Source organism: Actinoplanes subtropicus, from assembly GCF_000721705.1.
GTDB lineage: Bacteria > Actinomycetota > Actinomycetes > Mycobacteriales > Micromonosporaceae > Actinoplanes > Actinoplanes subtropicus.
The window spans coordinates 105350-117376 of sequence record NZ_JOJL01000002.1 but is presented as its reverse complement, the minus strand read 5'-3'; the positions used below and the strand labels follow the sequence as shown (position 1 = coordinate 117376).

Annotated in this window: 9 protein-coding genes; 6 read left to right on the top strand and 3 right to left on the bottom strand. The window is 69.3% G+C overall.

Annotated elements, in window-relative coordinates:
- The first annotated feature begins 14 nt into the window (after window positions 1–14).
- The 3 genes from IH26_RS0102545 to IH26_RS0102535 all read left to right on the top strand — a co-directional run bounded on the left by IH26_RS0102545 (window position 15) and on the right by IH26_RS0102535 (window position 2490).
- Window positions 15–1346, top strand: coding sequence for a right-handed parallel beta-helix repeat-containing protein (locus tag IH26_RS0102545; protein ID WP_030434453.1), 1332 nt, complete (start codon window positions 15–17; stop codon window positions 1344–1346).
- A gap of 131 nt (window positions 1347–1477) precedes the next feature.
- A complete protein-coding gene (locus IH26_RS0102540; RefSeq protein WP_084598572.1) occupies window positions 1478–1996 on the top strand; it encodes a TOBE domain-containing protein in 519 nt (172 codons plus the stop codon).
- A gap of 23 nt (window positions 1997–2019) precedes the next feature.
- Entirely contained in the window at window positions 2020–2490 is a 471-nt protein-coding gene (locus IH26_RS0102535; protein WP_030434451.1) for a MarR family winged helix-turn-helix transcriptional regulator, read from the top strand.
- 69 nt (window positions 2491–2559) lie between these two features.
- Here IH26_RS0102535 and IH26_RS0102530 read toward each other — a convergent pair whose 3' ends face one another.
- The 3 genes from IH26_RS0102530 to IH26_RS0102520 are packed head-to-tail and all read right to left on the bottom strand — an operon-like array spanning window position 2560 to window position 5590.
- On the bottom strand, window positions 2560–3387 hold the full coding sequence (locus IH26_RS0102530; protein ID WP_245664882.1) for a carbohydrate ABC transporter permease: 828 nt from the start codon (window positions 3385–3387) through the stop codon (window positions 2560–2562).
- Window positions 3384–4328, bottom strand: a complete 945-nt coding sequence (locus IH26_RS0102525; protein ID WP_051807306.1) for a carbohydrate ABC transporter permease — start codon at window positions 4326–4328, stop codon at window positions 3384–3386. Before IH26_RS0102525 ends, IH26_RS0102530 begins: the two co-directional genes overlap by 4 nt.
- Window positions 4313–5590 carry an ABC transporter substrate-binding protein gene (locus IH26_RS0102520; protein WP_030434448.1) on the bottom strand — a complete coding sequence of 426 codons (1278 nt, stop codon included), beginning with the start codon at window positions 5588–5590 and terminating at the stop codon, window positions 4313–4315. Before IH26_RS0102520 ends, IH26_RS0102525 begins: the two co-directional genes overlap by 16 nt.
- Window positions 5591–5735: 145 nt before the next feature.
- Between IH26_RS0102520 and IH26_RS0102515 the strand changes: the two genes are divergently transcribed.
- The 3 genes from IH26_RS0102515 to IH26_RS0102500 all read left to right on the top strand — a co-directional run bounded on the left by IH26_RS0102515 (window position 5736) and on the right by IH26_RS0102500 (window position 12023).
- Complete coding sequence (locus tag IH26_RS0102515) at window positions 5736–6440, top strand: FadR/GntR family transcriptional regulator (RefSeq protein WP_030434447.1); 705 nt, start codon at window positions 5736–5738, stop codon at window positions 6438–6440.
- A gap of 124 nt (window positions 6441–6564) precedes the next feature.
- Window positions 6565–9471: an alpha-L-fucosidase gene (locus tag IH26_RS0102510; protein ID WP_084598571.1), complete on the top strand. Its 2907-nt coding sequence runs from the start codon at window positions 6565–6567 to the stop codon at window positions 9469–9471.
- Between the two features lie 425 nt (window positions 9472–9896).
- Window positions 9897–12023, top strand: a complete 2127-nt coding sequence (locus IH26_RS0102500; RefSeq protein ID WP_030434445.1) for a tetratricopeptide repeat protein — start codon at window positions 9897–9899, stop codon at window positions 12021–12023.
- Window positions 12024–12027 lie beyond the last annotated feature (4 nt).

Sequence of the window (12027 nt, the reverse complement as noted above, 5' to 3'; positions counted from 1 at the left end):
GAGTGGAGTCGACGATGAAGCGCAGCACCCGGGCCCTGCTGATCGCGGCGGTGCTCGCGAGCACCGCCGCGACCGTGGCCGTCACCGCCGGCACGAGCGACGCGGCCGCCGGAGGGGTCTATTACGTCGCGCCGAACGGCAACGACGGCGCGGCCGGGACGTTGGCCGCGCCCTGGGCTTCGATCGCCCATGCGCAGTCCGTCGCGCAGGCCGGCGACACCGTGTACGTCCGCGGCGGCAGCTATGCCTTCACCCGCGCCACCAAGAGTTGCGCCAGCCAGACCGCGCAGGTCGACGCGATCACGCTCAACAAGAGCGGCAGCTCCGGCAACCCGATCCGCTACTGGGCCTACCCGGGCGAGCGGCCGGTGTTCGACTTCTCCGGAATGACCGGGGTCAACTGCCGGATCAAGGGGTTCGACGTGACCGGGAGCCACCTGCACCTGAAGGGGTTGGAGGTCACCGGCGTACGGCAGAACAACAACCTGAACCACGAGTCGTGGGGTATCTGGGTGACCGGCAGCGACAACACGTTCGAACAGCTCAACGCCCACCACAACATGGGGCCCGGCCTGTTCATCCAGAACGGCGGCGGCAACCTGGTGCTGAACTCCGACTCGCACGACAACTACGATCCGCTCACCTCGAACGGGGCCGGCGAGAGCGCCGACGGCTTCGGCGCGCACATCGCGGCCGGTCACCCGGGGAACGTGTTCCGGGGCGATCGAGCCTGGAACAACTCGGACGACGGCTTCGACCTGATCAACGCCTTCTCATCGGTGCTCATCGAGAACTCGTGGACGTGGCACAACGGCTACGTTCCGGGGACGAACACGGCCGCCGGCAACGGGAACGGCTTCAAAATGGGCGGGTACGGCGGCGGCTACGTCTCGAACGGCGCCAAGCACACCATCCGGTTCTCGGTGGCGTTCAACAACCGGGCGGCCGGTTTCTACGCCAACCACCACCCGCTGGCCAACGACTACTTCGACAACACCAGCTACCAGAACCACCCCGACTACAACATGCTGGGCGTCGGTTCGGACGGCACCGCCATTGGGATCGGCAACCTGCGCAACAACATCGCGTACGGCGGAACCCTCACGTCGAACATCGGCGGGACGAATGCCTCGTCCAACTCGTGGAACCTGGGCGTGACGATGTCCGACTCGCAGTTCCAGAGCGTGTCGACCACCGGCTGGGACGCGCCCCGGCCGGCCGACGGAAGCCTGCCCGTGCTGCCCTCGCTGCATCTCGCGACCGGCAGCAGCCTGATCGACAAGGGCACCGATGTCGGCCTGCCGTACCACGGCCGCGCACCCGACCTCGGCGCCTTCGAAACGTAGGCGATCATGGACGGCTTCATCGGCACCTGACCACGTGATCGACAGAACACCGTTGCTCCGTCACCCCCTCGGCATACCGGACATATGATGTGTCATACAGGTTTGATGTCCGGACCGAAGGGGCCACGATCATGGCGACGGTGAGCTACGACAAGGCGACACGCATGGGCCACCGCGTGGCGGTCCTGGACGGCGGCGTCCTCCAGCAGGTCGACACTCCCCGGAAGCTGTACGACGAGCCGGTCAACGTCTTCGTCGCCGGCTTCATCGGCTCGCCCGCCAGGAACATCAAGACCGTGCCGCTGACCGACGAGGGCGGCCAGTTCGCCGGCATGCTGGTGCCGCTGACCCGCGAACAGGTCGCCGCCGCCCGGGCCGACGGAACGGAGCACGTCCAGATCGGCTTCCGGCCCGAGGACACCGAGATCGTCGGCGAGGCGGATGGCGGCATGCCGGTCCGGGTCGACCTGATCGAGGAGCTCGGGTCCGACGCGTACGTCTACGGGACCGTTGCCCTCGAGGGCCACGACGAGCGCTTCGTGGTACGCGCCGAGTCCCGCCGGGCGCCCCGGCTCGGCGAGATCGTCCACCTGCGGCCGCGGGTCGGCGCGCACCACGCCTTCCAAGCCACCACCGGCGAGCGGCTGTGACGGCCCCCGTACGCTGAGACTGTATGAGCGAGCAGACACCACACTGGCTGACCTCCGACGAGCAGCGGGCCTGGCGGAGCTTCATCCGCATGCACCAGCGACTCACCGCCACGGTCATCCGCGACCTGCAGGCGCACGCCAAGCTGTCCGGCGCCGATTTCGAGATCCTGGTCGCCCTCACCGACGTGCCGGAGAGCAAGCTGCGGTTCCAGGATCTCGCCAAGGCCATCGACTGGGAGCAGAGCCGCCTCTCCCACCAGATCGCCCGCATGATCAAACGTGGCCTGGTCTGCCGCGAGGAGTGCTCCGAGGACGGGCGCGCCGCGTACGTCTGCCTCACCCCGGCCGGGCACGACGCCATCCGGACCGCGGCGCCGCACCACGTGCGTACGATCCGCAATCTGGTGATCGACGCCCTCGGCCCGGAGGATCTCGCCACCCTGGGCCGCATCTCCGGCCGCATCCTGGAGCAGCTGGACCGCACGGAGGGCTGACCCTCCCGGCAGCGCCGGTATGACCGCCGTGCGGCCGCGCCGCCGTCGCCGCTCTCCTCAAGTCTCCGGTCAGCCCTTCGACGCGCCGCCCGTGAGTCCCTTGACGAACTGCTTCTGCAGCAGCAGGAAGAAGATCAGGACGGGCAGCGTGGCGAGGAACATCAGGGCGAACACACTGCCGAAGTCGGCCTGGTACTGGCCGATGGACCGGTAGATGCCGGTCGTCACCGTGGTGCCCTGGCCCGGGCCGAGGATGACCAGCGGATCGAGGAAGTCGTTCCAGATCCACACCCCGAGGAAGATCAGCACGCTCGCGGTCGCCGGCCGCAGCAGCGGGAAGACGATCCGCCAGAAGATCTGGAACCGGTTGGCGCCGTCCATCGCGGCCGACTCCTCGAGCTCCACCGGCACCGAGCGGATGAACCCGGTGAACACGAACACCCCGAACGGGATGTAGTAGCCGACGTTGAACAGGATCAGCCCCTGCAACGTGGTCATCAACCCGGTCGCCTGCAGCACCCGGACCACCGGCATGAGGATCGCCTGCGCCGGGATCATCAGGCCGCAGAGCAGCAGCAGGGTGACGATCTGCACCCACCGGCCGTGGGAGCGGGCCAGGTAGTGGCCGAGCATCGCCGACAGCACGGTCAGCACCACGATCGACAGGCCGGTGACCACCACGCTGTTGGTGAGGCTCACCCAGTACAGCCGGTCCGGCCGGGTCAGCACCGCGATGATGTTGTGCAGGGTGGGCGGCCAGGGGAACGCCGCCGGCTCCTTGGTGATCAGGTCGCCGCGCTTGAAGACGTTGGCCAGCGCCACGTACAGCGGAAGGAAGAAGATCGCGGCGACGAAGGTCGCCATCAGCGCCCGGACCGGGCTGCCGTGCCGCCTCACAGCTCCACCTCCCGCCGGCGCAGCAGCCGCAGGGCGACCGCGGAGGCGGTCGCGATGATCGTCAGCATGATGACCGCCTGGGCGGAGGCGATGCCGCCGCGGTTCTCCTCGAACGCCGTGCGTAGTACGACGAAGGCGATCGTGGCGGTGGTGCCCTCGCCGGGCCCGCCGCGGGTGATGACCTGCACGTGGTCGAATATCTTGAAGGCCGAGATCATCAGAACCACCGTGTTGATGGTCAGCGCCGGGGCGAGCAGCGGCCAGGAGACGTGCCAGAACCGGCGGGCCGGCCCGGCGCCGTCCATCTCGGCCGCCTCCAACTGCTCGGTCGGTACGCCCTGCAGGCCGGCCAGCCAGACGACCACGCAGAAACCGAGCATCTGCCAGGACAGGATCGCGCCGAGCGAGTACAACGCGTAGTCCGGATCGGACAGCCAGCCCGGCGGATGGGCGACGCCCAGCGCCCGCAGCGCCTGGTTGATCGGGCCGTCGTTGTCGAGCAGCCTGGTCCAGATGACGCTGACCACCACCGAGCTGAGCACCATCGGCAGGAAGAAGACGCTGCGCAGCGCGTTGTAGAGCCACCCGCGCCGGTCGAGCAGGACGGCGATGGCCAGTCCCAGCACGTTCGGCGTGACCACCACGATCACGGTGAGGATCGTGGTGACCTTGAGCGAGGTCAGGAACGTCGGGTCGGTCAGCAGCATCCGGTAGTTGTGCAGGCCGACGTACTTGGTGGGCGGGTTGAACGGGTTGTAGTTGGTCAGGCTGTAGCCGAAGCTGATCAGGATCGGCGCGAGCACGAAGCAGGTGTAGACGGCGAGGCCGGGGCCGCCGAACCCGAGGAAGTGCCGGATCCGGGGCCAGGCCGGGCGGCGCCGCCGGGACGAGCTGCGCGCCCGCCCGGTGGCCACCGCCGTGCCGATCAGCCCTTCGCCCATTCGCTGTCCAGGAACGAGCAGACGGCGTCGGCGTTCTTCTTGCCGGTGATCAGGTCGACCACCGACGAGTCGATCTTGGCGCCCATGCCGGGCAGGGGCGCGTCGTCGCCGGCCTCGAAGTTGAACGCCGGGACGACGGTCTGGTCCTGGGCCGCCTTGGCGTACAGGTCGTAGCCCGCCTTGTAGGCCGGGCCCACGGTCGCGGGCGGGGTGTAGCCCTTGATCGCGGGGATCAGGCCGTCGGTGACGGCCGAGTTGTCCAGGTTGGTCTTGTCGAGCTGGAACGCCAGGGCGAACGTACGGGCCGCGTCGAGGTTCTTGGCCTTGGCGTTGACCAGCAGGCCGCCGCCGGTGAAGGCCGGCACGGTGCGGTTGTCGGCGTCGCCGGGCCAGTTGAACTGCCCGACCGCGAACTTCGGCTTGTCGGCGCCGTCGAGCGAGCCGGCCAGCCAGTTGCCCATCGCGTACATCGCGCCCTTGCCGTCCAGGAAGGCCTGCTGGGCGCCCGCGTAGTCGCGGGAGACCCCGGCCTTGTCGAGATAGCCCTTGGCCGCGAGGTCGGCGATCTTGCCGAGCGCCTTCTTCGGGTCGGGGTCGCAGAACTTGACCGTGCCGGCCCGGCGCTGGTGCATCCAGTCCGGGTTCTTCGCGTAGACGTCGGTGCCCCAGACCCCGGCCACCAGCGGCCCGATCGAGTCGTGCACGCCGCCGGTCACGAACGGCGTGATGTTCTTCGCCTTGAGCTTCGCGGCGTCGTCCATCATCTGCTGGTACGTGGCCGGGGGCGCGGTGATCCCGGCCTTGGTGAACAGATCCTTGTTGTAGTACGTGATCGGGATGGTCTGGGTGTTGGCCGGCAGCTGGTAGACCTTGCCGTTGACCGCGCCGTTGTGCGGGTACTGGAAGCTCGCCAGCTCCTGGTCGGTCCAGGCGTAGAGGTCGCCGGCCTCCGCGAAGCCGGCCGGCGACACGGCGATCATCACGTCCGGGAACTGGCCGGATTGGAGCAGTTGCTTCGCGTACGCCGTGCGATCCTGGGTCGGTGAGGTCAGCCGCTTGACCGAGATGTCCGGGTGCTGGTCGGTCACCCGCTTGATCGCGGCATCCCAGTACTGCGGGGTGAGGTTGGGGGTCTCGAACGTCAGGAAGGTGATCTGCTTGCCCGACGCCGAGCCGGTGGAGTCGTCTTTAACGGTACAGGCGCTGAGCGCGGCGGCCGTGGCAAGCGCCGCCGCACCGAGCACCGCGAACGTCCTTCTCATGGCGGCACCCTTCGTTGCCGAAATTAGAAGGAAAATTAATAGGATGTCTCGGCCGCTGTCAATGCCGTTCCGGCCTCGGTGCGGCGGAAAGTCCGATGATTCATCAGATGTATGGCCGGGCCGTCCGCCCTCTATCCTTGGCGTCATGGCGCTGACCGACGAGGCGATCAAACGCATCAAGGACATGATCGTCACGGGCGAGCTGCGCCCGGGCGACCGTCTGCCCAAGGAGGCCGACCTCGCCGACCGGCTGGGCCTGTCCCGCAGCTCGCTGCGCGAGGCGGTGCGGGCGTTGTCGCTGATCCGGGTGCTCGACGTGCGGCAGGGCGACGGCACGTACGTGACCAGCCTGCGGCCCGAGACCCTGCTCGACACGGTGGGCTTCGTCCTCGATTTCCACGGCGACGACAGCGTGCTGTACGTGCTCGAGGTGCGCCGCATCCTGGAGCCGGCGGCCACCGCGATGGCCGCCCGGATGATGAGCGACCGGGAGATCGAGTCGCTCGGCTCGCTGGTCTCGGTGACCGGCGACGTGTCCGCCTCCGGCGACATCGACGGCCTCAACGAGCTGCTCGCCGCCGACCTCGAGTTCCACCGGCGGATAGCGCTGGGCTCGGGCAACCCGGTCCTGGCCTCGCTGATCGACAGCCTCTCCGCCCCGACGCTGCGCAGCCGGGTCTGGCGCGGGCTGACCCAGGAGAACGCCGTCGCCCGCACGATCGAGCAGCACCAGGCGATCCACCAGGCGCTGATCGCCCGCGAGCCGGACGTGGCCCGGGCGTGGGCCACCGTGCACATCGCCGGCGTCGAGGAGTGGTTGCGCCGGTCCATCGGCACCGCGGGCGCCTGACATCCGATCTCAGCGCCCGTTTGCGGCGCCTTTGGGCTTGACCGATACCTCCGTACACGGTAATCATCTGATGTCTATCAGGAAACCTTGTTGATTGATCTCCCGTACGGAGGGAGCGACAACCATGACACCTGGACCGTACGGCCGGAGCACGCCCCGCTGGCGCCTGGCCTGCACCGCCCTCGCCGTCCTCGCCCTCGCCATGGCGGCGAGCATCGCCGCCACCCCCGCCCGCGCGGAGGTCCTCAACCCGCGGCAGCAGTGGATGCGCGACTCCACGGCCGGGCTGTTCCTGCACTGGGGCATGTTCACCGCGCCCGCCCACCTCGACTGCGCCCAGTGGGAGCACGACGTCACCGCCGGCGGCTGGACCCCCGACTACTGGGTCGACGAGGCCCGCAAGCTCGGCGCGTCCTACGTGGTGCTGACGACCTTCCACAGCCGGCTCGGCTATGCGCGGCCGTGGCCCTCCAAGATCCCCGGCAGCTGCGCCACCCAGCGTGACTTCCTGGGCGAACTGATCAAGGCAGGGCAGGCCAAGGGCGTACGGGTGCTGCTCTACATGACCGACGACCCGCAGTGGCACAACGAGATGGGCAAGGAGATGCTCGACTCGGCGGCCTACTCGGCGTACAAGGGCCAGCCGGTCGACCTCACCACCCGGCAGGGCTTCGGGATGTACAGCTACGACCTGTTCTTCGAGGTGATGAAGAACTACCCCGACCTGGCCGGGTTCTGGATCGACAACGACAACGAGTACTGGGAGAGCCACCACCTCTACGAGCAGATCCGCCAGATCCGGCCGTCCTGGCTGTTGAGCAACAACAACGAGGACACGCCGATCATGGACACGGTCAGCAACGAGCAGAAGGTCGGCATGACCCCGGCGTACGACTATCCGCAGGCCGCCTGGACGCCGATGCCGCGGCTGACCGAGGCCGACTACAAGCTGCCCACCACCGGCCAGTGGTGGTACGACGGCGCCGACCACGCGGTGGACTACCGGCTGAGCACCGGCCGGTACGTCGCCAACGCCGGCTCGTCGATGAAGTCGCTGATGGCCGAGACGGCGATGGTCAACGGCAAGTTCCCGCCGAGCCAGGAGCAGTTCAACAACTTCATGGCGCAGTGGCTGCCGCCGATCCGCTCGACGCTGCAGGGCACCGAGGGCGGCGGCTACATGTACGGCGGCATGCAACCCGGCTTCTGGAACGACGGCGCCCACGGGGTGATCACCGTCGAGCCCGGCGCCCGGACCCAGTACGTCCACGTGCTCACCCGGCCGACCAACGACATGATCCGGCTGCGCGACAACGGCTACCGGGTCACCTCGGTGACCGACGCCCGCACCGGCGAGCGGATGCGGTTCAACCAGTCCGGCGGCCGGTTGACGATCCTCGGCATCACCGCCTGGGACACGTACGACACGGTGTTCCGGGTACGCACCACCGGGCAGCTGTTCCGGTACGACCGCGGCGTGCTGAGCGCCTCGGACAGCTCCCTGGTGGACGGCGACTTCCAGACCTACTGGGACAACGGCGGCCAGCTTCCCGCCTCGGTCACGCTCGACCTGGGCCGGCGCCGCCCGGCGACCTACCTGGCGGTGAATCAGCGGGAGTGGTCCCCGACGTACGCCCGGGAATCGTTCGGCCGCCCGGAGGACTCGGCCCGCATCCGCGACTACCGCGTCTACGTCAGCAACGACGGCGTGCACTGGGGCGCCCCGGTACGCAGCGCCGCCCTGCCCAGCGCCCGCGGCGTCCAGTTCATCGACCTCGGCGAGCAGCGCGCCCGGTACATCAAACTCCAGGTCCTCAACACCTGGGCCGGCGCGCAGGCGCCGACCTTCTACCGCCAGCTCAAGATCGACGAGATCGGCGTCGGGTACGGCTACCCCGGCGGCGGCACGCCGATGCCCGGCGAGGCCGAGTCCCGGCAGAACGCCCGCACCGGGCACACCTACGTCGCGCCCTGCCCGGCCTGCTCCGGCGGGCTGCGGATCGCCGGCCTCGGCGGCGGCATCCGCAACGCGGTCGCCTTCCACGACGTCACCGTGCCGCAGGCCGGTGACTACCGGCTGCGGATCGACTACACCCCGGCCACCCGGGACGACTCCCTGTCGGTGAGCGTGAACGGCGCCCCGGCCGTCGAGATACCCGTCCCGGCCGGGAACCCGGACGTGCCGGCCACCGCGTCGCTCGCCGTGCCGCTGGCCGCCGGCGCCAACACGATCACGGTGTTCAGCACCTCGGCCCGCGGGCCCGGCCTGGACCGCATCTCGGTCGGTCCGTTGCCACCGGCCGGCTACGTACCCGCGACCACGATGACGGTGACGCCCAGCGGCGTGCAGTGGGTCGGCCCCGGCCAGCAGTCCCTGGCCGTGTCGGCCACGCTGCGCCTGGACGCCGACGACCCGGTCGACCACGTCACGCTGGCGCCGGTCGTACCCGCCGGCTGGACCATCGAGGGCCCGCCGGCACAGGCGTCCGCCATGCGCCTCGGCCAGGAACTGACCGGTTCCTGGACGATCACCTCGCCGGCCGGCCAGGACGCCGGCTCGGTCCGGATCCCGATCACGGCCTCCGGCCAGCTGCTCGGCCGACCGGTCCAGGTCACCAAGCAGTTGGAGGTACGCACGCGCCCGGCTGACCGGGTGTTCATGCGGGAGGCCGAGGACTCACGGAACGCGATCGGCAGCGCCGGCATCACCAGTTGCTCGGCCTGCTCGGGCGCCCAGAAGGTCCGCAACATCGGCGGCAGCCCGGACGCCCAGGTCCTCTTCCCGGACGTAACCGTCCCAGCGGCCGGCAACTACACCCTCTACATCGACTACACGGTCAACGGCGACCGCTCGTACTTCGTGTCCGTCAACGGCGGCCCACCGGCCGAGGTCAAGGTCAGCGGCGCCGGCAACGCCACGGTCCAGACCGCGACCCTACGCGTCCCCCTGCACGACGGCGCCAACACCATCCGCATCTACAACGACACGGAGTCCGCGCCCGACCTCGACCGGGTGTCCCTGGGCTCATAACCAGAGGTGGCAGGTTCCCGTCCTGCCCCGCCATTCAGATGAGGCCCTGACCAGCCGCAACGCCGGTCAGGGCCGCATCTACATCGACGAGCGTTGAATGAATAGTCCCCCAAACCACCCGCAAAACGCCGGACGGCCACACCCCCATGACCCTGGCGTTCGAACAGGCCGTCGAGGCGCAGGAACACGCGATCACCCCCCGCGAAGGCGCCACGTTCGTCCGGGCCTGCCCCGGCGCCGGGAAACCCACGTGATCGTCCCTCGGCACCTGCGCGGACCCGCTGTCACGGTCATAGCCGCGCGGTCCTCGGATGTCGCCCGGCTTCGCGGCGGCGAGGGCCGGAGCGCTCGATGATCGGCGGTGCCGCGCCGATCTATCCTGGACAGGACCTTGTCGATCGTCGACTCCTAGAGGTGCTCGGTCCATGCGCGGCACCAACTCCGGTGACATCCACAACGAGGCTTCGCACGTGTCGGCCTCGGTCTTCATCCAGGCCCGAGACATCTACGGCGACCTCGTCCTCGCCCCTCGGACGCTGCCGGCAGTGACGCCACAGCAGGTGCCACCGGGAGTGCCGAACTTCGTGGATCGGCGCCGTGAGCGGCGTTCGCTGGACGCTCTTCTCCGGGCTGACGCGGCCCGGGTGGCCCTTCTCACCGGGCCGGGCGGGGTCGGGAAGACCGCGCTCGCCATCGCCTGGGCGGCCCTGCGCCAGGACGCGTTCCCGGACGGTCAGTTGTACCTGAATCTGCGTGGCTTCGATCGGCACGCCCGGCCGCTCACGCCGAGTGACGCTCTGCTGACGCTGCTCAACGGCCTCGGTCTGCACGGCGACTCGATACCGCCGACATTGGAGAGCCGCATCGGCCTTTTCCGGACGCTCGTGTCGCATCGCGAGATCTTGATCGTGCTGGACAATCTTCGCGCAGCCGACCAGGTGCAGTCGCTCCTGCCCAGCGGGCCGGGCTGCCGAACGTTGCTCACCAGCCGGCACGGGCTGGTCGGGCTCGGCACGGCGGTCGCGATCCGGCGGGTCGACGTGCCGCCACTCGACCGCCGGAGCAGTCGATCGCTGCTGGCCAAGACGGTGGGCAAGCGGCTGCGGCCGGCGGACGAGCAAGCGGCTCAGGCGATCATCACGCACTGCGCGGGCCTGCCGTTGGCGGTGGCAATCATCGGGGCCCGGGCCAGGACGCAACCGGTGCTCGGCCTGCCCGGGCTGGCGTCGGAGATCGCGGATCGCGCGGCCGTGCTGCAGGCATTGGATCTCGGCGAGGCGGACCTCAGCGTCCGGGTGGTGTTCCAGACGTCGTACCGGGGGTTGACGCCCGAGGCGGCGCGGCTGTTCCGGCTCATCGGCCTCCATGTCGGTGCCGAGTTCAGCGCCGGGGCGGCCGGCGCGCTGGCCGGGCTCAGTCCGCACGCCGTGCGGCCGGTGCTGGCCGAACTGGTCGACGCCAGTCTGGTCGACAGCCCGCAGAGCGGCCGGTATCGGTGCCACGACCTGCTCCAGATCTTCGCGCTCGAACGGGCCGACGATGAGGAATCGGTGGCCGAACGGGCCGCGGCCACCGGCCGGATGCTCGACTTCTACCTCTTCATGGCGTTCCGGGCCGCATGCCTGCTCGATCCGCAACGGGAGCCGATCGACGTCGCCGTCCCGGCGGCTTCGTGGATCGCCGGCCTGCCGGCCTCCCCCGCCGAGGCGACGCGGTGGTTCGACGAGAATTGGAGCAGCGTGCTGACCTGCGTCACCTTGGCCGCCGATCGAAACCGCCTCGAGCACGTGTGGAAGCTCGCCTGGTCGCTCGCGGACTATCTGGACCGCGCCGGCCATGCGCAGCAATGGGTCTCCGTGCAGGAGGCCGCCTTGTCGGCTACCGAGAAGCTCGGTGACCTTTCAGCGCAAGCCGGCATCCACCGGCAGTTGGCCTGGGCATATCTATCAATCGCCGATTTCGCAGCGGCCGTCCGCCATGCCAGGCAGGCGGTCTCCATCAGCACTGCCCTCGCCGACCGGCGCGCGGAGGGGCACGGCAGGCACGTCCTAGGCTGGTCCCTGAGCGAGAGCGGCGAGTACGGCGAGGCGATGCGTGAGGGGCAGGCCGCGCTGGCGATCTACGAAGAGCTCGGCGTCGAGGCCGCCGGCGCCGACGCGCTGAACAATCTCGCCTGGTACCAGCTCCGGACCGGGGCCGTCGGACCGGCGGCCGAGAACGCGGAGCTTGCGTTGCGGCGGTATCTGGGGCTCGGCAACTCCTACGGCGAGGCCCTGGCCCTCGACACGCTGGCGGGCGCCGAGACCGCCGGTGCTCGGCTGGAGAGTGCGATCCGGCGGTACCAGCGGGCGTTGTCGATCCATCGGGACCGTGGCGATCACTACTACCAGGCGCGCGTCCTCACGCATCTGTCCGAGGCCTACCGGGCCGCGCTCATGTTCTCCGACCAGGTGGACTGCCTGCGGAAAGCCGCGGAGATCCTCCGCGAGCTGCGGCATCCCGAACTGGCGGATGTGGAATCGATGATCCGGGCGACGGTTGACGCCGAGTAGGGAG

Excerpts from the sequence above, each read along its gene's own strand:
- IH26_RS0102545 (WP_030434453.1), top strand. The coding sequence starts at position 15 with ATGAAGCGCAGCACCCGGGCCCTGCTGATCGCGGCGGTGCTCGCGAGC.
- IH26_RS0102540 (WP_084598572.1), top strand. The coding sequence starts at position 1,478 with ATGGCGACGGTGAGCTACGACAAGGCGACACGCATGGGCCACCGCGTG.
- IH26_RS0102535 (WP_030434451.1), top strand. The coding sequence starts at position 2,020 with ATGAGCGAGCAGACACCACACTGGCTGACCTCCGACGAGCAGCGGGCC.
- IH26_RS0102525 (WP_051807306.1), bottom strand. The coding sequence starts at position 4,328 with ATGGGCGAAGGGCTGATCGGCACGGCGGTGGCCACCGGGCGGGCGCGC.
- IH26_RS0102520 (WP_030434448.1), bottom strand. The coding sequence starts at position 5,590 with ATGAGAAGGACGTTCGCGGTGCTCGGTGCGGCGGCGCTTGCCACGGCC.
- IH26_RS0102515 (WP_030434447.1), top strand. The coding sequence starts at position 5,736 with ATGGCGCTGACCGACGAGGCGATCAAACGCATCAAGGACATGATCGTC.
- IH26_RS0102510 (WP_084598571.1), top strand. The coding sequence starts at position 6,565 with ATGACACCTGGACCGTACGGCCGGAGCACGCCCCGCTGGCGCCTGGCC.
- IH26_RS0102500 (WP_030434445.1), top strand. The coding sequence starts at position 9,897 with ATGCGCGGCACCAACTCCGGTGACATCCACAACGAGGCTTCGCACGTG.